The sequence below is a fragment of the Streptomyces sp. CB02400 genome (assembly GCF_001905725.1).
GTDB lineage: Bacteria > Actinomycetota > Actinomycetes > Streptomycetales > Streptomycetaceae > Streptomyces > Streptomyces atrovirens.
Window position 1 is genome coordinate 18824 of the sequence record NZ_LIWB01000026.1, and the last position, 19853, is coordinate 38676.

Sequence of the window (19853 nt, forward strand, 5' to 3'; positions counted from 1 at the left end):
ACGGCCCTCCTCAACGACCTCGGCATCCCCACCACCGCCGGCCGCACCGCCGACACCGTCCCCGTCGCCACCAGGGGCTTCGTCGCGGGGAAGAAGGTCAAGGGCCGCAAGCGGTTCCTCGTAACCGATACGCTCGGCTTGCTCCGGGCCGCCCATGTTGTCGCCGTGAATGCGCAGGACCGTGGTCAGCGAGGCTTCCAAGTCCAGCCGAAGCGGTGGGTGAGCGGGCGCACGTTGCCGTGGATCACCGCCCGTCGGCGCCTCGCCGGGGACTACGGGACCGGTCCGGCCCACGCGGAGTCCATGATCCGCTGGGCGGTGATCGGTGTCATGGTCCGTCGTCTCACCCGCGGCTGTCCCACAAGGCGGCTGGGCCCGCGCCCGCTCGTACGACAGCCCTGGTGGACGGTGCCCGCACCTGGGCACCTGCAGGGCGGTGCCGCTGGCGTGCTACAGAGCCAGGAACCGTTCCACCTCGTGTTTGAGGTCCGGTGTCAGATCGCTCAGATCCGAGACGATCAGGCGAAGTTCACGCCCCAGTCCGGGTGACTTGCTCCAGATCTCTGGACTCCTGGTCAGCACCGCGGCCAGCAGATCACCTTCGTACATGTGACCCTCCGCCATCGGATCCAGCCGCAGGACCTCCAACGCCAGCGGAAGGAGGTGGGGCAGGCCCTCGTTCTGCCTGATCAGCAGCCTCATGTCCTCGACTGTCAGCTCGCCGATCGGCCTACGCCGAAGCGCGTGCGCGGTCGCCACCAGGCGAGTCGCGTCGCCCGACGGGGCCGGCCAACGGTCGTCCTCCAGCTCTTCAAGGGAGCGGTCACGGTTCAGGGGGCGAGTCACCGAGGGATCGTCCCATACCCGATCGCAAACGCGGCCTGGCATCTGACGCGGATGGTCACGGCCGGCGCCGCTCGCTTCAGCGCGGACGCCCGACCTGATGGTGTCAGCGGGAGTGACATCCAGTACCGCCCACCACCTGGTCAGCTGGTCGTTGCTTGCCAGGCGGACACCTCATGTTGCTGTGCCGTCAAGTCGGTTGCCCTCAGGTCATGTAGCGTGACCTGCCTGTACGAACGGCTGGGGTGGAACGTTGGTCGACGTGGTGCGAGTGATGGAGGCACTGGCCGAGCAGGGCGTCACGGTGCTGTGCAAGGCGGATGCGGAACGCATGCGTGATGGAGTCAGGCCGTGGACCTTCGTCGCGAACGGTCTCCCCTTCCATGAGGACCTGCTCGTGCGCACTGACGCGGCCTCGGTGGAGGCTTGCCTGGAGATCTGTCTGCCGCAACTGCGTGACCGCGGGCTGGCCATCCCTGAATGAGGGGCAGTTCAGTCGGCCGGTCTTATGCGGCAGCGGCTCCTGCGCTTCGGGTGAAGCCGGGAAGGCCAGGCTCTCGTCGAATGCCCTGCACGACGTCGACCAGGCCCTCGGCGCGCGGCACGTGCAGGGCCGCCCGCGCGGTCATGGCGGCGACGGCGTACTGCTGCTGCAGGCTGCGCACCACGGGCAGCCGCTCACCCGGTTCCAGCCGGCCGGACAGGATCTGCCGTCGCGGGTCCGCCGCTGCCTGCTGGCAGGCAGGCAGCGACGGGCCCCGGAGGGCCGATGGACGCAGCGGAGCCGTTGCATGTCCCGGCGTCGGAGGCGCCGTGCTCACCGGTCCCCTGGGCAGCGTTGCGGCGTGGCCGGTTCGGCTCCCGGCCGATCTGCGCGACGGCCTGCCTGATCTCCGTCTCGCCGTAGGCGGTGCGCACCCCGGAGAAGCTGTACACGGCGTGACGGGCGAGGTCCTCCAGGCCGTAGGGGTGACTGCCGTGGAACTCGCGCCCGTAGGCCAGCAGTCGGCGGATCCGCGCGTCGACGGCGGCACCGTCAGGGTCGGCACATGGCCGGCCAAGGCCCGCACCGCGCGCAGGTCAGTGTTCGGCGGTGAGCGCGGCCTCGAGGTTCGCGACGTGCCGCGCTTCGGCCTCCTTGCGGACGGCCGCTGTCGGCCTGCTCGCCTGTGCCCGACGTCTCGGCCTGTCGCTCAACGCGGTCAAGCGCTACGCCCGCCACATCGAGCCGGACCGCATGATCCGTGCCCCCATCCACCGGTCCTGCCTGGTTGACCCCTACCGCAACCACCTGCGAAGACACCGCACCGAAGACCCGGCCGTCTCCGTCACTCACCTGCTGGCGGAGATCCGGGAACAGGGCTGCACCGGCAGCGCCGATCTTCTGGTCCGCTATATCGACCAAGGACGCGTCGAGGCCGACCACGCCGCCCTGTCACCCCGCAAGGTCACCGGCCTACTCACCTGCCGCCCCTGGCCACTTCGACGAGCACGGTCGCGCCCTGCACGACCAGCTCACCAGAGCCTGTCCCGAGACGACCGTGCTGGCCGACCAGATCCGCGCCTTCACCGAACTACCAGGGACATCGCGAGGTCGCGGGTTGGGTGAGTCCGCCCGGTGACGGCCCGTCATGTCGGTGCGAGCAGGACACCGCATGCAGGTGCAGGCACGGTCTCGCTGATCATGTGAGTGTCGAGTTCACGTGACCACAACCGAAGACCGTGCCTGCTGCCTCATCTTCTCCCATGCCGTCGGTCCTGGAGCAACTGGCCCGTACCCTGTCGCCGCAGCCGCTGCCCGATGCGGTGTGCCTGGCCCGGTTCCTCGCGGGTCTGCCGGATCCCCGTGACCGCCGTGGCCGACGTTTCCCACTGACGGCGATCGTGACCGCCGCCGCGGCGAGTGTCCTGGCCGGTGCACGATCCCTGGCCGCGATCACCGAATGGATCGCGGATGCGCCTCGCTGGATCCTCCTGGCCCTGGGTTTCGCGTTCGACCCGTTCAGCAAGGCGGTCACGTTGCCGCATGCCACCACGGTGATGCGGCTTCTCCGCCGCCTGGACGGTGACGCCTTCCACGCAGCGATCAGCACGCTCCTGCACGCAGAGCTGACACCCGGCAGGCAGGACGGAGGCGGTGGCGGGCGGTCGCCGTCGACGGGAAACAACTGCGCGGATCGAAAGCGGCCGGCGGGAAGGCGGTGTGGCTGCTGGCCGCGATGGACCATGGCGGAACGGTCCTCGCCCAGCGGCAGATCGACACGAAGAGCAACGAGACTCCCGCCTTCATCCCTCTTCTGGACGGCCTGGCTGGGGAGAACACCGTGGTCACCGCGGACGCGGCCCACACCCAGCACGCCAACGGCATCTGGCTGCGTGAACACCACGCCCACTACATCGCTGTCGTGAAGGGCAACCATCCCGGCCTGCTCAGGCAGTTGAGGCAACTGCCGTGGGCCGACATCGGCCTGGACCACAAGGACCGCTCCAAGAGCCGGGGCCGACTGGAGGTCCGGCACCTGAAGACGGCCGTGTTCCGACACCTCGACTATCCGGTGCCCGTCAAGCCTTGCGCGTGATGCGCTGGCGCAAGGACCTGACCAGCAACAGGGTCACGATCGAGCGGCTGTGCTCCGTCACCGGCCTGCCGTCCGGCGCGGCCTCCGGCACCCAGATCGCGACCTGGATCCGCGGCCACTGGAAGATCGAGAACCAGCTCCACCACGTCCGCGACACCACGTTCGCCGAGGACGCCTCCACCATCCGCACCGGCAGTCTGCCCCGCGTGATGGCCAGTCTTCGCAACCTCGCCATCAGCGTCTGCCGGCAGGACAACCGCACCAACATCGCCGCCGCCACCCGACACCACGCCCGCCACCCCGCCGCCCGCTGGCCACACTCGGATGGACATGATCAACCACGACTCACGTGCTCAAACGGACAGAACGACAACACGCAATGTCCCTGAGGGTGGCCCCGACGTTGTTCAGCGGCCAGGCAGGTTGGTTTCTGTCCCTGTCCCGCTCGGAAATACGATTCTGAGTTTGGCCTGCAGCTTCTCCGTGTGGGGCAACGGCCTCCGCGGCGCCTGGGATGATCTTTTGGTGCCGCTGTCGATCGTCGCCGCGCTGGTCCGGGATCTGATCAAGGTGCCCGCTGCCGTGCTGCGCAGTCGGGTGGCCAAGGACGCGGAGGTGCTGGCGCTGCGGCACGAGAACGCGGTGCTGCGCCGCCAGATCGCTCGGGTCCGCTATGAGTCCGCCGACCGGATCCGGTCGGCCGTCCTTTCCCGGCTGATCCCGCGGGGGCGCTGGCGCCAGGTCTTCGCGGTCACGCCGACCACGCTGCTGGCCTGGCACCGACGCCTGGTCTCCCGGAAGTGGACATTCACCGAGCGCCGCCACCCGGGACGGCCCCCGACAGCGCCCACCGTCAAGCAGCTCATCCTCCGTCTGGTGCGCGAGAACAGCACCTGGGGCCACCGCCGCATACAGGGCGAGCTCGCCCGCCTCGGCTACTCCGTCGCCCCGTCCACCGTATGGGAGATCCTGCGGTCCGCGGGAGTTGACCCCGCCCCGCATCGCTCCGGCCCTCCCTGGCGCCAGTCCCTCACCACCCAGGCCCACGGCACCATCGCCGCCGACTTCCTGCACCTTGACACCGTGGTGCTGGAGCGCCTGTACGCCCTGGTCTTCATCGAGCACGGCACTCGCCGACTACACCTCGCCGGCGTCACCGTCCACCCCACCGCGCAGTGGACCGTCCAGCAGGCGAGGAATCTCGCCATGACGTTGGGGTGCCGAATGGACTCGCTGCGCTTTCTGCTGTGGGACCGGGATGCGAAGTACACCGACGCCTTCGACGCCGTCTTCCAGGCCGACGACGTGCAGATCCTGCTCAGCCCGCCGCAGGCACCGAGAGCGAACGCGATCTGCGAGAGAGCGGTGGGCACCCTCCGGCGCGAGCTCCTCGACCGGATCCTGATCCACAACGAGGTCCATGCCCAGGCGGTCCTGGCCGAGTGCATCCGGCACTACAACCAGCACCGCCCCCACCAGTCCCGGCGGCAACTGTCCTCGGACAGCACCAAACCGCCCGTTCCGACCAACGTCACCGACCTCCAGGCCCGGAGAATCCAACGACAGCCCTCCTCGGCGGCCTGATCAACCAGTGCCGGAGAACCGCCTGACCGAACAGCCTCGCCGCAGCTCACAGCACCGAATCGTATTCTCGAGCGACACACGATCCGGATGGCGGACCACTTGTAGTTACGCCGGAGTTCGTCGATCCTCGCGACCAGGTCGTGCGGAATGGCGGTCGGCTGGCGGTGCGGGGTCGAGGATCGGTCGAGGAGGCCGAGTTCCCCATGCCGGCGGTAGCGGTTGACCCACTTCGATGCACAGGCTCGGGAGATTCCGATCCCTGCTGCGACATGGGCGATCGGCCGGGTCCGGCAGCGTTCGACAAGACGACGACGCCCTTCGACGGATGGAGGCGCGTCGGCGTGGGGCACAGCGTTTTCCGTCAACACACGAGCGCGGTGGGATCGGACGGTCGTGTCGCCTGAGTCCACCGCCTTGGGGCGGCATGGTGGCGGGTTCTACCGAAGCGGGATGTCGGCCCCGTGTTCGTCCCTGGGCCTGGGGCCGTGGATACGCCGATCGGCTTCAGGGATGGCGACGTCGTTGATGCTCGCCTCACGGCGTCGCATGAGGCCGCGCTCGTCGAAGTCCCACAGTTCGTTGCCGTAACTGCGCCACCAGCGGCCTTCCGCGTCGTGCCACTCGTACTGGAACCGGACGGCGATCCGGTTCTCGTGGAACCCCCAGAGACTCTTGCGCAGCGCGTAGTCGAGTTCCCGCTCCCACTTCTGTGTCAGGAAAGCGACGATCTCCTCGCGCCCGCTGATGAACGTGTCCCGGTTCCGCCACCTCGAGTCGGGTGTGTAGGCCAGTGCCACCCGGTGGGGATCGCGAGTGTTCCATGCGTCTTCAGCGGCCTGGACCTTCTGCAGGGCGGTTTCCTGCGTGAACGGTGGGTAGGGCGGTCGATCTTCCGGCACCACTGCCTCCTCGCGTTGAGAACGATCGTTTCCTATCGGTCGAGGCTAAGGTAGGGAACGATCGTTCTCAACGTCAAGGAGGGCCGGATGCCAGCCCCGATCACCGACGAGCAGAATCGCCTGGACCGCGAGGCGCTGCTCGATGCAGCGGAAAGGCTCTTCTACGAGCGCGGCATCCAGGCGGTCGGCATGGACGAGGTCCGCGCGGTATCGGGCCTGCCGTTGAAGCGGATCTACCGGTTCTTCGCGGCGAAGGAGGACCTGGTGGTGGCGGTGCTCAAGCGTCGCGATCAGCGATGGCGGGGGAACCTGGCCGCCCACGTGGAGCAGGTTCCGGATCCCCGCGAGCGCGTGCTCGCGGTCTTCGACTGGCTGGCCGAGTGGTTCGCAGAGCCTGGTTTCCGCGGATGCGCCTGGGTCAACGCCTACGGCGAACTCGGCCCTTCGTCCGAGGCGGTGCTGGCTGAAGTCCGGTCACACAAGCAGGCGTTCCACGACCAGATCGCGGTGTGGGTCCACGCCACCGGGCTGCCGGTGGTCGAACCGGTCTTCCTGCTGGTCGAAGGAGCCATCGTGACGGCCGGTATCAGTGGCGACCCGGCCCCAGCCTGTCATGCACGTGCAGCCGTCGCGATGTTGCTCGGAACGCCTTGATCCCCTGGCCACAGCGCCAACAACCTCATGGCCCGCAACAACAGGTGGGTGCTGCCTGGTCCTTCTCGGAGCGGCAGGTGACCAGGGTGGCGTCGAGGTCCAGGACGAGGCCGGGCAGCACGCGTCCCGCGGCTCGGGCGGCGGGTATGCCCTCACTGGTCCCGGCGGCCTGCAGCCAGGCGACCTCCCGGGCCTGGGTGCGGGTCGAGCGCAGGGAAGCCAGTGCCCGCTCGTCAACATCGACGAGCAGCCGCCAGGCCGTCGGTGTCGAGGCAACCGAGCCGAACCACCTCGGCCTGGTCCCGCAGCGCGGCCGGGTCGGCGATGCCTCGCCGCCGTCGGCGAGCGTCACCGGCAAGCCAGTGGCGATCCGTCCCGGATCATGTCCGGTTTCGCACGGCCGCAGCGGCCTGAGAGCGGTGGAGTGTGCGGCGGTCAACCCCGTGGCATCGGCAAGATCCGTCAGCAGTCGTGCTCCTGCATGACTGCCCCCCGAACCACCGGTGCTGACATAGGCCCTGGGACGCGACCCGATACCCTGCACGTAGAAAGTGCCCTCCGCCTGGACCGACAGAACCCTTCAGCAAGGTCATCGTCCCGGGTGAGGAAGGCACTTTCACATTGCCGCCTCGTCACCCGCCGCACCCAAGCGAAACGGCGAGGTCAGCGGGGCAGGGCCTTGGTGGGGCGCTTTTACTGGAGGACGATGTCGCGGCCCGGGCCGCCTTCGACGGTGTCCTTCCCAGGGCCGCCGAGGACGATGTCGCGGCCGTCTCCGCCCATGGCGTGGTCGTCGCCCGGGCCGGCGTACAGGATGTCCGCACCGTCGTATGCCTCGATCATGTCGTCGCCCCGGCCGCCCCACAGCCGCTGGCCGCTGTCGTCTCCCATCAGGTGGTCCCTGCCGTCGCCGCCGTCCAGTACTGCACGCCCCATGACCATGTCATCGCCGGCGTCGCCGCGCACCGTGTGTGCGGTGTGGGCGTGCAGTGTGTCGTCGCCGTGGCCGCCGCGAACGGTGGCGACCGCGGGGTCGCTGGTGACGATCGTGTCGTCGCGGTCCTCGAGGAAAATGTCGATCCTGTCCGGCCGGGGGCTGTTGGTGGGCAGTTCGCAGACGACGAAGGTGTTGTCCCCGGGCTCGAGATACGCGCAGTGGTGGCCGGGTTCGAGCGGGGCTGCGTCGCGGAAGCCGATCCGCCGGACCCCGGCGCCGCGGTCCATGGGGATCACGTGGAGGTCGTTGGCCTGTCCCGCGGCGGCGGTGAAGACGATCGACTGGCTCGCCCAGTCAGCGCCGACGCGGGCCTTCGCCCCGGTGGCGGCGGGGGCGGCGGCTGCCGGGGCCGCGGCGAGACCGGTGGCGAGCAGGGTCGTGGCGACCGCGCGGGCGGTGACTCCGTGTCGGTTCATGGGTCCTCATCTCGATAGGCGACCGGTGGGTCGGCCTGCTGGCGGAGTAGTTGCCGAGAGCCTGGATGCGGTCGTGACGGCAGCGTCCTCGTGGCCGCCTCTCCCGAACAGGGGCGGCTGGTGGAGTGTTCTGGGCGAGCCACCGCGCCGCGGCCGGCGCGCCCTGGTTCACCGGACGTCCTCACGGTGGCGGCGTGCGGCCCCACTCGTCGGCCGCCACCACGAGACAGGCCGCGACCAGAACGACGTTCTTGATGATGTACTGGCCCTCCAGGGTCGGGACCGGCGCGCCCCCCTGCCACATCTCCCCGGGCAGCAGCAGGAGCGCCAAGAAGACACCGACCATGTGGGCGAAGAACCCCACCAGGGCCACGCGGAGCAGCACTCCCGTGATGAGGCCGAGGCCAATGGCCGTCTCGGACGCCGCCAGAACCGGTAACACCACGTCCGGCGGCAGCAGGCCGAAGGTGAGCTGCGTCGCGGCCCGGACGGCGACCCCCTCGGCGGGGCTTGCCGCGGGGAAGAACTTGAGAACGCCGAACCAGAGGAACACCATGCCCACGCAGACCCTGAGCAGCCCCGGGCCGCGCCGCTGGACCCGCCCGGCCAGGGACCGGGCCATCCGGGTGGCTAGCCCGCCGTCCCCGGTTCCCCCCGGGGCGAGCCCTCGAGGGGGGCACAGGCTTCGCTCGTCAACTCTGTCCACCGCCGTACCCACCCTTTCGCACGTGCTCACACGCGGTCGTCCGAAGGCTCCCGGCCGCCGGGCGGCCTGGAGATGAGCAGCCACCCGGTGCCTGGAGCGGGCGGCGCACCGTCCGCTTCAAGCACCGGGACACGACAGCCGGTTCATGCCGGCCGGGTCTGGTGCTGCGGCACTGCGTCAGCGCACGTTCACGTCCACGCAGGCGTAGAAGGCATTGGCGGTGTCGGCGACGTTCCACACGGCCAGCACCTTCTGCCTGCCGGTCAGGCTGCCGAAGTTCACCTGGTGGGTGACGGTGGAGCCCGGCCGGGCTCCACCGTCATTGAACTCCGCGATCTTCCGGCCACCCACGTAGTACTGCCAGGTGCTGGTGGCGTGCCGTGCCGTCAGCCGCCAGTTGAAGCTGGTCGTCCGGTTGACCGGGGTGACCTGCCAGCCCTTGCTGTCGTTGTCGAGCTCGGCGAAGGCGGCGTTCCCTCCGCTGCAGCTCATCAGGCCCTTGGGGCCCTCGACGCTCTGCGGCTCATATTTGATGGAACCGCAGGAGACCAGACCGGCGGCACACTGAGCCTGCCGGCTGGGAGGCGAGGATATGTAGCCGTGCGCGCTCGCGCTGCCGGCCGGCAGGCTCACGGCCAGGAGCGGGGCGATCCCCGCGCCGATGACGGCGGCCAGCATCTTCTTGCTCTTCATGACAACTCCTGTGTGGGGGGTTCGGCCCGACCACCCGAAGGTTAGACGGGCGTGAGCATGTCAAGCGGCGCCTCCGTGGCCGCGGAGACGACCAGTGACAGCGGCGGAAGCTTACCCCGCTTGGTCTAGACCAAACCAGTACCCGGACACGGCCTCTGCATCCGCGGCGCCTGGCGGGTGACCGCCTGGACGATGACGTCGGGGCTGGTCTCATCGCAGGTCTCGGTCTGGTGGTCGCGACAGCCGGTCCAGTCACGTTGGCCGGCCGCGGTGATCTTCTGGCTGTAACGGGCCTCGGGATCGTGCGGGGTGACGATCTCCATCGTCGACCACGGCACCCGTGCGGAATCAGCATCCGGCCGCCCGGCCGCCGATCTCTTGCCGGTGTTCCTCTGTTCCACCGCCCTGCGGCTGGCCCGGTCGCGGGTCGACTTCGCGTGGCGCCAGCACGGTCGGCCAGACGCGTCGTGCCAGTACTGTTGGACCCAGACCTGCCGCAGGACCTGCACGGACCTCAACTCCCGCAGCCCGGTCGGGGCATCATCCCGATGGACGGCGCGCAGAATGTGCAGCCCGTCTTCACCCACCTGCAGCACCCAGGCGGCCAGCGCCTCCCTGCCCCGGGAGGCCGGTCATGGCGGACCGGCCGGCCATAACGGTCCGCCCAGTCCGCGGTGACGAGCGAGGCCAGCCACTTCTCGCCCCGCAGCGCGAGCTCCTCCAAAGCACAGCGTCTCGGCCACCAGCTCAGCCCGGTTGAGGCGGCGCACCGCTGCCGGCACGTGGGTGGAATCGGCGCGGATCCGTCCCCGCCGCCTGGCCGGCCCTGCTTCCGCGAACCGGTTCACGACCAGTGCCAACAGCCGGTCCGCGCGGTCGTCTTCGGCCACCCGAGCACGGAATTCACTCAGGACCGTGAAGTCGAATCCGGGATCGTCCAGCCCCAGGCCCAGGCAGTAATTCCAGTCCAGGCGGCAGCGGACCGCGTCCGCCGCCTGCCGGTCGGTGAGGTTCTCCGCGTCCTGCAGCACCGACACAAGCGCCAGCCGGGCCGGCGCAAGCCCACGCCGCCCGTTGGCCGGATACCAGTCGGCGAAGTCGGCATCCGTGAACAGGCCGTCCAGCCGATCGCGCACCCACATCGCAGCCGTGCCACGAGGATTGCTCGCCCGCGCCATCCGCACCGTCAACGGCGGAATAACCCGCCCCGAACCCGAACCCATTGCCACCGCGGCCACCCCTCCGACCGCCGAAACCGCCCCGCTCTTCCCAGCGCGGCACCACCGGGGCATCGACACAGCCAGGGTTCGCAGGCTTCACCCAACCGAGTGAAGATCACCAACGACATCCATTCCGTGAAGCGATGACTGATCGTCACCCAGCAGATGCCTTCGAGGCGGCCCAGGTGCCTGCCACTCCTCCCAGGGCCGGCCCGGCCCATATCGCGATCGCGACGGGGACGGGAAGAGAGAGGTCCCAGATGATCACGGCGGTGATCAGCATGCCCAGCCATAGCATGTGCAACATCGCAGCAGCTGTCACTTTGCGCCGGGTACTCCACTTACGCGTTGCCGACAACGCTCGCGTACGTTCCCTCCGCATCCGTCTGCGCTCCGCCACGCATCCTGGCGCTCGCGCGACGTCCACGACCAGACACTGGATCTTCGCGATGCTCGGCCAGGCTCTTACGTGAGGAGGGCTCGCTTGCGGAGGAGCGTGGAGCCTGCGCGGCCGAACCAGCAACACACTGGGCCGGTGCTTCCGCGCCCGCGCCACGGGATTCCCATTCCGTACCGCTCGACTTCCTGATGCCCACGTCATGCACGCAAGGATCCCGTGCCCGCCTCTGCGCTGTCTGGCCTCTTCCTGATCGTTTCAGAATGAGGGCGGACGGTTATTCGTCGTCGAGCCGGTGAAGGACCTGCGCGAAGTCACCGCAATCGAGCAGGCCGGTCAGTACCTGCGTGATGTTGTCGATGCCGGGGTCTCGAACGATGAGGCCGTCGGAGCACCAGAAGCAGCGGCCGTCCAGGTCCTCGCCGGTTCGGGAGCCCTTCTCCATGAGGCGTTCGACCTCGGCGAGGGTGAACACGGTCGCGCTCCAGCGTGACCCGTCCGCCGTCAGCCGGACCTCGACGTCGATGTTGCAGACGGCGTCCAGAGGCTCGCCTGCGCTGGGCAGGAACGACGCCTGGAACCGATCTGCTCGGACGCGATACCAGGGCCCGTCCCATCCCTGCTCAGCGGCTTCGGTCCCGGTGTTGGTCATGCGGGGAGTATGTCGAGCCAGCCCGGAGGGCTCAACCGGGTTCTACGGCGGTCTTCAGCGTCGTGACCACGAACCTTGTCCCCGACGAACTGTAGGACCGGATAGCCCCGCTGCTGCCAGCACGGTCCGCGCGACGGCATCGCCACCCTGGGCGGCTCCCGGTGCCGGACCGGGTCGCACCGCCGGCATCATCTACGTCCTGCGCAAGGGCGTGGCCTGGCGTGACGTACCAAGCGCGGTCGTGGGTTGCTCCGGGGCGACGGCCTGGCGCCGGCTGAGGGACTGGACCGAGGTGGGCGTCTGGCCCCGTCTGCACGCCGCGCTGCTGACTGAATTGCGCCGAGCGGACCTGCTGGACCTGGACGACTGCGCCGTGGACGGCTCGCACGTCCGGGCCCTCAAAGACATCTCAGGGGGTTAAGAAGTCAAGCGGCCCCTCGGCGGAGTCGGCTTGTGCGCCATGGGCGGGGAGAGGACGAGACGTGCGTTCGTCACCAGCGAAGACACGCGTGAGGTACGGCTGCTGCTGCCACGGTGTGCTCATGAATACGACACCGGACGGACGGCCAATTCCTCCCGCGCATGCTGACGAGCGGGCCATGCTGGAAGCATGGCTGGGATTTCACCGTGCGACTCTCGCCCTGAAGTGTTCGGGCCTCAGAGATGACCAATTACGACTTGCTGTGGCGTCACCCTCGTCGATGACGCTGCTGGGACTCGTGCAGCACATGGCTGAGGTGGAACGCAACTGGTTCCAGCGTGTGTTCGCAGATCAGAACGTGCCGCCGGTCTTCGGGGAGAGCAACCTCGATGGCTTTTCCCTTCAACCTGAACGAGGGCTCGACGAGGCGGTGGCCGCGTGGGAAGCGGAGGTCTCTCGCGGTCGTGAGCTGATCGCTGACGCATCGTTGGACGACTCCGGCCGCCTGTCCGAACAGGAAGCGGGGCACGTCGGCGATCAGGAAGTCTCCCTGCGCTGGATCATGGTGCACATGATCGAGGAATACGCACGTCACAACGGCCATGCCGACCTCATCCGCGAGCAGATCGACGGATCTACTGGCGCATGAGGTGTGCTCGCACGGTCGGAAGGCGACCAGGAACCTCTGGTCGACTCCAGGTCACGCGGCAGCTTGAAGGACCGGTGTGAAAGCGCGTTGTTCGTCGAAATGCTGCCGCGTCTGAAGACAGTGGTGGAGCCGGACAGCTCTACCACTGCCTCCAACACGGGACCCACTTCGACGAAGCCGTCGCGTTCCCCACAGCCACCGCAGCTCACGCGGCATGAGTGCCGTCAGCCGCCGATCGCTCGCGACCAACGCTCTTGGATGACGGACAACTTCCGCTCGAACTCGGCATCCCACATCCGGTTGGTGAAGGCCCCGGGAATCGTGAGCGAACGCCCACGGCCCCGTACGGCCCGCAGGTCCCACCAGGACCCACTACGCGTGAGGTGCTGTCGCTTCTCGATTCGGGTGATCTCGCTCCAGGGAACCGAGCGCCGGCTCACGAAGGTGCGGAACTCCATGCCATCCGCAGTCAGGCGCGTCCGACCGTATCCACGGTTGATCATGTAGAAAACCGAGGTCAACCACACGACACCGAAGCCACCAACCCACCACCATCGGTCTGATGTCAACTCGGCCAGGCCGACCGCTACCGCCCCACCGGCAAAGACCAGCGTCAGGAAACCGGTCCACCACCAGTTTCTCCTCTGCTCAGCCTCGCTGAGACCGATCCACACATCGGGCATGTCCATGATGCTACCGACACACACTCGAACAACGAGCCCACCAACTTGACGAGTTAAACGCCTGAGGTGTCTCGTAAATCCGCAGGTGCATGACGTCCAGTTCCTCTCGTGTACTCGGTAAGGAGGGACCACCGTGACCGACCTGGCCTCCGTCGAACAGGGCCGGGGCGGCACGGAGTGTCCGGCACGCCGGTGAGGGTGGGTCAGAACTCCAAGTGGATCGTGATCGGGCGCCGGGGATCACCGGCGTGGGGGTGGACGGTGAGGCGGTGCGCGGCGAGGTGGGCTGCCCCGCCCTGGATCGGCAGGTGGCAGTCCCGGCAGCCGTGCCACCACTCATCCCTGGCCGGGAGTTCGGCCGGGGCGAGCGGGTGCGGGCCGTCGGCGGCGCGGCTCACGCGTCCGCGTACTGCGCTTCCAGGTCCGCGCGACCCTCTGGGGCGGCGTCCTGGTCGACATCGTCGCCGTGGACGGTGCAGACGATGTTCGGGTCGTCGTCCATGGCGCCGGTCAGCGCCTTGTGCAGGTCGGTGACCGAGTAGGCAGGCGCCCACGACTACCCGGTGCACTCCGGGGCGACGGGGCAGGGCAGCGCCACGTCAAAGCCGAAGTCGCCCTCGCCGTCGACGTTGTCACGGAATGCCAAGGTGAGGGATTGCTGTCCGAGCCGGACCTCCGCGACGCGGTCCCGGCCGGTCACCAGGTCCGAGCCCGGCCGCCACCGCCACAGCGGCAGGATCTCCGGGCCGAAGAAGCGGCGGACCAGCAGTAGATCACCCAGACCGAGGAATGGCTCCAGGCGGTACAGGGCGTCGGCAAAGACGATGGTGTTGAAGCCTTCGGCGGCCAGCCGCTGGTGCGAGTGGACCATGGCCTGGTGCTGGGCGCGGACGATGTCCTCGGGCACGTGCCGGTTGTCCGGCCGCGGGCCCTGCTGCTCCAGGCACACATCCAGCGGCGTGGCGACGATGACCGCGACGGTGGGCATGCCGTGCCGCTTGGCGACCATCACCAGCTCCACCCGCACGGACTGCTCACAATTGGTGGCGTTCCCTGTCAAGTTCTACTGTTCGCATCGAGCGAATCCCAGCGGGGCCGTGAACGCGGTTGTCCCACTGAGCTGTTTCCAACCTCAGTTTGAGCAGGTCAGATGCAGAGTGAGGACGGCCTGAACCAGGCTGGTGATGCGAGTCGTGGAACATCGCAGCTTGCGCAGGAGCCGCCAGGTCTTGAGGGTGGCCATGGCCTGCTCGACGAGCGTAAGGATCCTTGCATGCGAGCGGTTGACAGCCGGCAGGTCGGCAACGACAACGACGAAAGGCGGATCAGCGCGCCGGCTCAGACGTACCTCGCGCCTGGTCGCGGCTGGCGACCACCAGGTATCCATCGCTCTCGGGGTCGAAGGTGGTGGACTGCACCGTGAGCCCGACGCTCCGCAACTGCGCCACGAGGTCCTCGTACCGGTAGGGCCAGATGGACAACCGCTCCGAGCAGGCTCGCACTGCCCCATCCGGCTCGATCCGGGCGACCACGATCTCGAGGAAGTGTTCCTGCTCCCAGCGCTGCCCGATCTGCCAGTAGTAGCTGACGACCGCATCGCGGTCGTTGCGGCGGATGAGTCGATCGCGGACGTCTACCCGTGAGCCGGCGGAGCGCACGAGCTCCCAGTTGCGTGAGTGGAGCACAAGGCGTCCGCCCGGATTCAGCAGCCGCGACATCGCTTCCAGTGCGGTCAGGCGCCCGGCTGCGCCCTTGGCGTGCCCGAGCGAGTTGCCGACGCAGAACACCAGATCGAACGTGGAGTCCTCCAGGTGGTCGGGCAGCTCGTCCCAACTCGCGCGGAGGGCTCGAAGCGAGACACCCTGCTCGTCGGCGGCCTTCTCGGTCCGGCGAACCATCCCATTGCTGGCGTCTGCGGCGACCACGTCAAGGCCAAGACTCGCGAGACCGACGGCGAGCTGGCCGGTTCCACACGCGCAGTCGAGGACGCGCGCGTTGGGCGGCAGAGAGCCCACGACATCGCTGTAGTAAACCGCGGCTGCCTTGGCGGGGGTCAACCTGTCGTCCCCGATCAGCCACTCGTATACGTCGGAAAGCGCCCCATAACCAGCCACCGCGATAACCTCCATCACTCGACGACACGCGGGCTAGACCGCGCCTGCGATTCGGACCTTGTGCCTCGCACTGTGCCGGGCCGCGTCAGCGAAGCATTGAGCAGGACCCAACCACTTCCGGCCGCTGAGACTCCACCGGATTTCGTGGGAAACCGCGACACGCCTCACCGACGCAGACCCCCACTCCACCGGCGCCCCATCGGCCACGATGGGGACCGCGGCCGGCAAGCGTGCGTTCACTGCGGAGCGCTTTAGGCACAGCCATCCAAACTGATTGCCGAAACGCCGCGTCCGGATGAAGGACCGCCAGCGACCGCCTCTACTGCCAAGCAGTTCGGAGAATAAGGATGCCTTGCCGTCGGTGCGGGCGGAAGCGCGCGGGTTCCCAGAATCCTGAGCGCTGGTAAGCCGGAACCTGCATGTCAGCTGACGACTGTGGTGGTCCCGCGCGCGGGTTCGTTGCGGTTGGCGGGGTCTGGCTTCCCGAGCGTTCGCCGTGGCGAATTCAACTGGCTAGCTCGCGGGCCAGTGTGGGTTCGGCATGCCGTCATCGCTCATGTGCGCCCGTTGCCAGATCTCGTTCCATCGGTACGGGGTTTCCGGCACGAGCCGGTGCCGCTGCCCGCACGGGCATGGCACCAGCGTCCACGCACACCCACGGCACAACTCGACCCAGCCGTGCCCGGTCGAGTTCGACTCCAGCGGTCCCTCGTCCCCACAGGCCGGGCAGCCGGGGAGAGCGGCGCCGTCCAGAATCGCGTTCTGTCGCCGGACGTATTGGGACAGTCGCAGCGACGGGTGGCGAAACGGGTCCTCATACCAAGCGCGGTCCGGGCCCTCCCACCTGCTCCGCAGCCACCACGGTCGCGGGTTCGCTACAGCCCGCCGCCCGGCCCGCTTCTCTGCCCGGCGCTGCTTGGTGTACTCCTCCGCCCGCGCGAGCCACACAACCCTCGCCTCATGCAGTTCCTCCACCGCCCGCACCAGCGCGTCCGGGTCCGCCTCCAGCCGCCGGGGGATCGCGGCGCTGAGCGTGAGGCGGTGGTAGGTAGCCCGGAAGCCGTATGGCGCAAAGAGGGTGGTGCAGGTCCGCAGCGCGCTGTGCCGGCGGCGGAGAGGGAGGCGGGCGTCGTGCACGCGCGTTCGGTGGGTCAGGAAGCTGGTCGTTGTGTGGGCCCCAGGTCCAGCGCCCGTGCCAGGGCGGCGGTGACGGCGGCGGCGTGTGCCGGCAGGTGTTGTCCGGCCCAGCTTCCGGCGAGGTTGAGGAAGTCCTGCAAGTCCCGCTGGGCACCCGTGACGAGCGTGCGTACCTGGCCCACTGGCAGCTCGATCACCGGGCTGTCTTCCTCCCCGTAGGCGTCGAGAGTCAGCCGGACACTGTCGCCCACGCGTTCGGCCATCGAGGACGGGTCGTGGCCGAAGTAGCAGCAGCCGGTGCCGTCGAGCACCTCAAGCCAGTCCCGCCAGGTCTCCAGGCCGCTGCAGCAACCCGGCTCGACGAAGACGGTGTCGGTGGCGTTGTCGGTCACCCGGAACCCGCCGGCGGCGAACAGGTCAGGCATGGTGAGCAGTCCGTGCAGGAACGTGCCGAGTGGGTCGGTCGGGCACGGCCCGTGCTCCTCCTCCGGCTCGAAGTCGTTGCAGTCGGCGATCCGCATAACTGCCGTGCCGACCTCCGCCGGAGTCAGCTCCCCGCCCAGAACGAGGTAGCCGTACGACTCGTGCTCGCCAATGGGCCAGAGCGCAAAGTCGTCGGCAGTGAAAATCTCCAGAACGGGTTGCATCACAATCACACGGGGATGATGCCGGACCCACTGCCGCGCCGCCACGGTCTAAAGCGGGTGTCGAGGGCGCCAGCACGATCCCAAAGAGGCGCCCCGTGCGCTCCGCTGTCAGAACCTGGTGAGACCGGTCCCGTGAGAGTGGTGGTGCACCGACCAGCCCGGGCCCAACCAGTTGGCCCCGGTCTCGCGCATGGCAGGATGCCTGATCACGGACGAGCACAAGGAGATCCCATTAACGATCAAGGCATCCCTGACTCGGCAGGTGGCTTCAGGGTCGTCGCTGTTGATGCCGACTGGCCGGAATCACGACAGTTCAAGGGTGGCGGCTACAACCGAGTCACCGGCGACATCCATGTGTATCTGTGGTTCGGCTCTGCGTCCTATGACCCGCAGGTCGAGCATGTCATGGTTTTCAGCGCCTCCTCCGGCGGTACAAAGGCCAGCGAGGCTCTGGCGGACGCTTTGGAGGACTACTGCCACGCCGGTGAGGGACTTCCGGCCAGCCTGCCGGTCTCCGAACCCGTCACCATCACCGCAGACGGAAAACCCGTGACGTTCGAACTCTGGCGGAACAGCAGCGACCATTGCTGGGTCGCCCGGGGCCGTGTCGAGAGCACCGAAGTGGTCCTGTCTGGCTCCGAGATAGAACCCAGCGAGCTGCGCCTGGTCCGCGTGAACGGCCTGGCCGCATACTCGGCCCCGATCGCGTTCCTTCCCGAGCGAGAAGCGATCTCCGCTGCCATGGGAAGCGATCTCCAGGCGGCGGGGCCCAGTCGGCAATCGCAGGTCGAGGAGGCGGGAACCGCGCTGCGGGCCCTGCGCGACATCGCCGCCCGGGGTGCCGCCCTCGGGGGACCCAGCCGGGAATTGCACGGCGAGGAGGCGGATACGGTGATGCGCGCCCTGCGCTACCTCGCCCAGGATGCCCGCCCCGCGGGAGGATTGGGAGCAGAGAGCTGATCAGCTCCCGCCGCCCTGGCCCACTCCTCGAAGGCCGTCGGGCTCTCGTGGCCCGCGTTCCGCTGACCGACGATGTGCTGGGTCACGACGACCGCGGCGGCGGCGGAGAGCACGACGTGCAACCTGTGCCCCGAGCGAGTGCCTGGACCATACGCTGAAGCCGGCGTGAGTCGTGACCGATGCCGGAGGAGGTGCTGGTGTATCCCCGGGCATGTCAGCAGCTCTCTTGAGCGGGTCGCGCGAGGGCACCGACGGCAACGAGAGTGGATGGCGACAGCACCCAGCAGCCTGCTACGGCGACGATCCGTGTCCGCCCGGCCGAGCCAACAGGATGTGCCCGCATCTTCTGATCGCCTGGTCTCGGCTCAGCTCAGCGCAGCGGCACGGAGCCAATCGGCGAGCGCTGAGAAGTCGGCATCCACGAGGCCTTCGGCCGGGTCGACGCGATGAAGGAGTGACGGCCCAGGGTGTTGGGCGGCGACCCAGACGCGGTCCATGGCGCTGATCTCGTCGTCGACCCGGACAAAGGGCCGGCGGTTGGCCCACTCGACGAGGTGGCGGGTCTTCCAGCGCAGGCCGCGCGGGCCGTCCTCGGAGCAGACGTCCGGCCACTTCACGACGGGCAGCCTTGGTAGTCCGAGGCATGGGGCGATGGCCTCGTTCGCATCCTCCATCCAGGTCGAGGCCCATACGAGCTCGCAGCTCAGAGCCATGAGGCGTGGTCCGAGGCCGGGCCAAGCCGTCCGAGTAGTGGGTTTTCTCGGTCGAGGGACGTCTGAGAGCCGGAAGCAGGGGCTTGCAGGCGGCTGGACGACGACCCGAACGGGCTGAGCGGGCGGTCAACGTCGAGGAAGAGGATGGGGCGCTCCGACGCCCTGGCCGTGGGGGCGGTGTCCACCGCTCGGCCCGGCTGGTGCCCGGACTGCCGGAAGCAGCCGAGACGCGTACGCAACATGCACTAACGCACCCTGAACGAGCGGCCGTTGGCCTCTCGCCGGGTCATAGTCCGGCTGTGGGTGCGCCGGTACTTCTGCGACCGGAAGAGCTGTTCTCGCAAAACGTTCGTCGAGCAGGTGCCGGGCCTGTCCGAGCGGCATCGCCGCTCCAGCGTCGAGCTGACGGGCTGACCGCGGTCGATCGCGGTCGAGCTCGGCGGCCGTCCTGCTGCCCGATTGTGCCGCCGACTGCGGCTGACCGCAGGCCGGCCCCGGCTGCTCAGGCTGTTGACGGCGCCGGCGGTGCCGGACCGTGCGCCGCGGGTGCTGGGGGTGGACGAGTTCGCCTTCCGCAAGGGCTGCACCTACGGCACCGTACTGGTCGACGTCGAGGCCGACCGGGTCGTGGACGTGCTGCCCGACCGCACCTCCGCGACGTTCGCGGCCTGGCTGACCGAGCACCCCGGGGCCGAGATCATCTGCCGGGACCGGGCCACCGCCTGCACCAAGGCGGTCGAGGAAGCCGCCCCTGACGCCCTGGAAGTCGCTGACCGCTGACACCTGCTGCAGAACCTGTCCGCCGCGGTCGAGAAGACCTGCCACCAGCACCGCGACTGCCTGCGCAAACGCGCCGAGGAGGAAACGGTGGCTGAAGTGCCCGAAGTGG

Annotated in this window: 23 protein-coding genes and 7 pseudogenes; 11 read left to right on the top strand and 19 right to left on the bottom strand. The window is 68.5% G+C overall.

What is annotated here, in order from left to right; genetic code table 11:
* Positions 1 to 48: 48 nt before the first annotated feature.
* Positions 49 to 549: pseudogene (locus tag AMK33_RS45350) on the top strand (hypothetical protein); the annotation flags it as partial.
* Here the strand turns inward: AMK33_RS45350 and AMK33_RS37335 are convergent.
* The gene (locus tag AMK33_RS37335; RefSeq protein ID WP_073937602.1) at positions 451 to 888 is read right to left on the bottom strand and encodes a contact-dependent growth inhibition system immunity protein; all 438 of its coding nucleotides are present in this window, start codon (positions 886 to 888) and stop codon (positions 451 to 453) included. The pseudogene AMK33_RS45350 and the gene AMK33_RS37335 overlap by 99 nt on opposite strands.
* A 229-nt stretch (positions 889 to 1117) precedes the next feature.
* Here AMK33_RS37335 and AMK33_RS37340 point away from each other — a divergent pair, with 229 nt between their 5' ends.
* Positions 1118 to 1327 (top strand): hypothetical protein, encoded by a 210-nt coding sequence (locus tag AMK33_RS37340; RefSeq protein ID WP_167748617.1) that lies wholly within the window; start codon positions 1118 to 1120, stop codon positions 1325 to 1327.
* Between the two features lie 22 nt (positions 1328 to 1349).
* Here the strand turns inward: AMK33_RS37340 and AMK33_RS45020 are convergent, their stop codons facing one another.
* Positions 1350 to 1913 carry a GntR family transcriptional regulator gene (locus AMK33_RS45020; protein ID WP_107425339.1) on the bottom strand — a complete coding sequence of 188 codons (564 nt, stop codon included), beginning with the start codon at positions 1911 to 1913 and terminating at the stop codon, positions 1350 to 1352.
* A gap of 676 nt (positions 1914 to 2589) precedes the next feature.
* Between AMK33_RS45020 and AMK33_RS44340 the strand changes: the two are divergent.
* The 4 genes and pseudogenes from AMK33_RS44340 to AMK33_RS37355 all read left to right on the top strand — a co-directional run.
* Positions 2590 to 2922, top strand: a pseudogene (locus AMK33_RS44340) (transposase family protein); the annotation flags it as partial.
* Positions 2923 to 3044: 122 nt separating this feature from the next.
* Positions 3045 to 3422: a transposase gene (locus AMK33_RS44345; protein WP_235618305.1), complete on the top strand. Its 378-nt coding sequence runs from the start codon at positions 3045 to 3047 to the stop codon at positions 3420 to 3422.
* Entirely contained in the window at positions 3422 to 3811 is a 390-nt protein-coding gene (locus AMK33_RS44350; RefSeq protein WP_235618306.1) for a hypothetical protein, read from the top strand. The genes AMK33_RS44345 and AMK33_RS44350 overlap by 1 nt, the downstream gene beginning before the upstream one ends.
* A 136-nt stretch (positions 3812 to 3947) precedes the next feature.
* Positions 3948 to 5006, top strand: a complete 1059-nt coding sequence (locus tag AMK33_RS37355) for an integrase core domain-containing protein (protein ID WP_443030950.1) — start codon at positions 3948 to 3950, stop codon at positions 5004 to 5006.
* A gap of 80 nt (positions 5007 to 5086) precedes the next feature.
* Here AMK33_RS37355 and AMK33_RS45355 read toward each other — a convergent pair.
* Both AMK33_RS45355 and AMK33_RS37365 read right to left on the bottom strand, forming a co-directional pair.
* Positions 5087 to 5356, bottom strand: a pseudogene (locus AMK33_RS45355) (leucine zipper domain-containing protein); the annotation flags it as partial.
* An 87-nt stretch (positions 5357 to 5443) separates the two neighbouring features.
* Positions 5444 to 5905, bottom strand: a complete 462-nt coding sequence (locus tag AMK33_RS37365) for a nuclear transport factor 2 family protein (protein WP_073937606.1) — start codon at positions 5903 to 5905, stop codon at positions 5444 to 5446.
* Positions 5906 to 5992: 87 nt separating this feature from the next.
* On the opposite strand from AMK33_RS37365, the gene AMK33_RS37370 reads away from it, so the two are divergent.
* Positions 5993 to 6559: a TetR/AcrR family transcriptional regulator gene (locus tag AMK33_RS37370; protein ID WP_073937608.1), complete on the top strand. Its 567-nt coding sequence runs from the start codon at positions 5993 to 5995 to the stop codon at positions 6557 to 6559.
* A gap of 25 nt (positions 6560 to 6584) precedes the next feature.
* Here the strand turns inward: AMK33_RS37370 and AMK33_RS37375 are convergent, their stop codons facing one another.
* The 8 genes from AMK33_RS37375 to AMK33_RS37405 form a co-directional block, all read right to left on the bottom strand.
* Positions 6585 to 6917: a hypothetical protein gene (locus AMK33_RS37375; RefSeq protein ID WP_143203899.1), complete on the bottom strand. Its 333-nt coding sequence runs from the start codon at positions 6915 to 6917 to the stop codon at positions 6585 to 6587.
* Positions 6918 to 7252: 335 nt separating this feature from the next.
* Complete coding sequence (locus AMK33_RS44825; protein WP_073937613.1) at positions 7253 to 7972, bottom strand: calcium-binding protein; 720 nt, start codon at positions 7970 to 7972, stop codon at positions 7253 to 7255.
* Between the two features lie 181 nt (positions 7973 to 8153).
* A complete protein-coding gene (locus AMK33_RS37385; RefSeq protein WP_235618307.1) occupies positions 8154 to 8594 on the bottom strand; it encodes a DoxX family membrane protein in 441 nt (146 codons plus the stop codon).
* A gap of 261 nt (positions 8595 to 8855) precedes the next feature.
* Positions 8856 to 9371 carry a lytic polysaccharide monooxygenase auxiliary activity family 9 protein gene (locus AMK33_RS37390; RefSeq protein WP_073937615.1) on the bottom strand — a complete coding sequence of 172 codons (516 nt, stop codon included), beginning with the start codon at positions 9369 to 9371 and terminating at the stop codon, positions 8856 to 8858.
* 125 nt (positions 9372 to 9496) lie between these two features.
* The gene (locus AMK33_RS37395; protein ID WP_073937617.1) at positions 9497 to 9967 is read right to left on the bottom strand and encodes a hypothetical protein; all 471 of its coding nucleotides are present in this window, start codon (positions 9965 to 9967) and stop codon (positions 9497 to 9499) included.
* A 36-nt stretch (positions 9968 to 10003) separates the two neighbouring features.
* Positions 10004 to 10594: a transposase gene (locus tag AMK33_RS37400; protein WP_235618314.1), complete on the bottom strand. Its 591-nt coding sequence runs from the start codon at positions 10592 to 10594 to the stop codon at positions 10004 to 10006.
* Positions 10595 to 10745: 151 nt separating this feature from the next.
* Entirely contained in the window at positions 10746 to 10898 is a 153-nt protein-coding gene (locus AMK33_RS42600; protein ID WP_158075162.1) for a hypothetical protein, read from the bottom strand.
* A gap of 367 nt (positions 10899 to 11265) precedes the next feature.
* A complete protein-coding gene (locus tag AMK33_RS37405; RefSeq protein ID WP_073937621.1) occupies positions 11266 to 11640 on the bottom strand; it encodes a hypothetical protein in 375 nt (124 codons plus the stop codon).
* A 101-nt stretch (positions 11641 to 11741) separates the two neighbouring features.
* On the opposite strand from AMK33_RS37405, the pseudogene AMK33_RS37410 reads away from it, so the two are divergent.
* Together AMK33_RS37410 and AMK33_RS37415 are read left to right on the top strand one after the other, a co-directional pair.
* Positions 11742 to 12043: pseudogene (locus tag AMK33_RS37410) on the top strand (transposase); the annotation flags it as partial.
* A 139-nt stretch (positions 12044 to 12182) separates the two neighbouring features.
* Complete coding sequence (locus tag AMK33_RS37415) at positions 12183 to 12710, top strand: DinB family protein (protein WP_107425343.1); 528 nt, start codon at positions 12183 to 12185, stop codon at positions 12708 to 12710.
* Between the two features lie 224 nt (positions 12711 to 12934).
* Here AMK33_RS37415 and AMK33_RS37420 read toward each other — a convergent pair whose 3' ends face one another.
* The 6 genes and pseudogenes from AMK33_RS37420 to AMK33_RS37450 all read right to left on the bottom strand — a co-directional run bounded on the left by AMK33_RS37420 (position 12935) and on the right by AMK33_RS37450 (position 17291).
* Positions 12935 to 13393 (bottom strand): PH domain-containing protein, encoded by a 459-nt coding sequence (locus tag AMK33_RS37420; protein WP_073937720.1) that lies wholly within the window; start codon positions 13391 to 13393, stop codon positions 12935 to 12937.
* A gap of 203 nt (positions 13394 to 13596) precedes the next feature.
* Positions 13597 to 13791: a hypothetical protein gene (locus AMK33_RS37425; protein ID WP_073937625.1), complete on the bottom strand. Its 195-nt coding sequence runs from the start codon at positions 13789 to 13791 to the stop codon at positions 13597 to 13599.
* Positions 13788 to 14456: pseudogene (locus AMK33_RS37430) on the bottom strand (AAA family ATPase); the annotation flags it as partial. The pseudogene AMK33_RS37430 and the gene AMK33_RS37425, both read right to left, overlap by 4 nt.
* A 69-nt stretch (positions 14457 to 14525) precedes the next feature.
* Positions 14526 to 14684, bottom strand: a pseudogene (locus tag AMK33_RS37435) (IS5/IS1182 family transposase); the annotation flags it as partial.
* A 34-nt stretch (positions 14685 to 14718) separates the two neighbouring features.
* A complete protein-coding gene (locus AMK33_RS37440; protein ID WP_201263149.1) occupies positions 14719 to 15522 on the bottom strand; it encodes a class I SAM-dependent methyltransferase in 804 nt (267 codons plus the stop codon).
* A 1136-nt stretch (positions 15523 to 16658) separates the two neighbouring features.
* The gene (locus AMK33_RS37450) at positions 16659 to 17291 is read right to left on the bottom strand and encodes a hypothetical protein (RefSeq protein ID WP_079195122.1); all 633 of its coding nucleotides are present in this window, start codon (positions 17289 to 17291) and stop codon (positions 16659 to 16661) included.
* Between the two features lie 198 nt (positions 17292 to 17489).
* Here AMK33_RS37450 and AMK33_RS37455 point away from each other — a divergent pair, with 198 nt between their 5' ends.
* Positions 17490 to 18251: a hypothetical protein gene (locus tag AMK33_RS37455; protein ID WP_235618308.1), complete on the top strand. Its 762-nt coding sequence runs from the start codon at positions 17490 to 17492 to the stop codon at positions 18249 to 18251.
* A 365-nt stretch (positions 18252 to 18616) separates the two neighbouring features.
* Here the strand turns inward: AMK33_RS37455 and AMK33_RS37460 are convergent.
* Positions 18617 to 19149, bottom strand: a pseudogene (locus tag AMK33_RS37460) (hypothetical protein).
* A gap of 340 nt (positions 19150 to 19489) precedes the next feature.
* On the opposite strand from AMK33_RS37460, the gene AMK33_RS40920 reads away from it, so the two are divergent.
* On the top strand, positions 19490 to 19744 hold the full coding sequence (locus AMK33_RS40920) for a transposase (protein ID WP_158075164.1): 255 nt from the start codon (positions 19490 to 19492) through the stop codon (positions 19742 to 19744).
* Positions 19745 to 19853: the final 109 nt, after the last annotated feature.

Excerpts from the sequence above, each read along its gene's own strand:
- AMK33_RS37335 (WP_073937602.1), bottom strand. The coding sequence starts at position 888 with ATGCCAGGCCGCGTTTGCGATCGGGTATGGGACGATCCCTCGGTGACT.
- AMK33_RS37340 (WP_167748617.1), top strand. The coding sequence starts at position 1,118 with ATGGAGGCACTGGCCGAGCAGGGCGTCACGGTGCTGTGCAAGGCGGAT.
- AMK33_RS44350 (WP_235618306.1), top strand. The coding sequence starts at position 3,422 with ATGCGCTGGCGCAAGGACCTGACCAGCAACAGGGTCACGATCGAGCGG.
- AMK33_RS37370 (WP_073937608.1), top strand. The coding sequence starts at position 5,993 with ATGCCAGCCCCGATCACCGACGAGCAGAATCGCCTGGACCGCGAGGCG.
- AMK33_RS44825 (WP_073937613.1), bottom strand. The coding sequence starts at position 7,972 with ATGAACCGACACGGAGTCACCGCCCGCGCGGTCGCCACGACCCTGCTC.
- AMK33_RS37385 (WP_235618307.1), bottom strand. The coding sequence starts at position 8,594 with ATGGCCCGGTCCCTGGCCGGGCGGGTCCAGCGGCGCGGCCCGGGGCTG.
- AMK33_RS37390 (WP_073937615.1), bottom strand. The coding sequence starts at position 9,371 with ATGAAGAGCAAGAAGATGCTGGCCGCCGTCATCGGCGCGGGGATCGCC.
- AMK33_RS37400 (WP_235618314.1), bottom strand. The coding sequence starts at position 10,594 with ATGGGTTCGGGTTCGGGGCGGGTTATTCCGCCGTTGACGGTGCGGATG.
- AMK33_RS42600 (WP_158075162.1), bottom strand. The coding sequence starts at position 10,898 with ATGTTGCACATGCTATGGCTGGGCATGCTGATCACCGCCGTGATCATC.
- AMK33_RS37405 (WP_073937621.1), bottom strand. The coding sequence starts at position 11,640 with ATGACCAACACCGGGACCGAAGCCGCTGAGCAGGGATGGGACGGGCCC.
- AMK33_RS37415 (WP_107425343.1), top strand. The coding sequence starts at position 12,183 with ATGAATACGACACCGGACGGACGGCCAATTCCTCCCGCGCATGCTGAC.
- AMK33_RS37420 (WP_073937720.1), bottom strand. The coding sequence starts at position 13,393 with ATGCCCGATGTGTGGATCGGTCTCAGCGAGGCTGAGCAGAGGAGAAAC.
- AMK33_RS37440 (WP_201263149.1), bottom strand. The coding sequence starts at position 15,522 with ATGGAGGTTATCGCGGTGGCTGGTTATGGGGCGCTTTCCGACGTATAC.
- AMK33_RS37450 (WP_079195122.1), bottom strand. The coding sequence starts at position 17,291 with ATGCAACCCGTTCTGGAGATTTTCACTGCCGACGACTTTGCGCTCTGG.
- AMK33_RS37455 (WP_235618308.1), top strand. The coding sequence starts at position 17,490 with ATGCCTGATCACGGACGAGCACAAGGAGATCCCATTAACGATCAAGGC.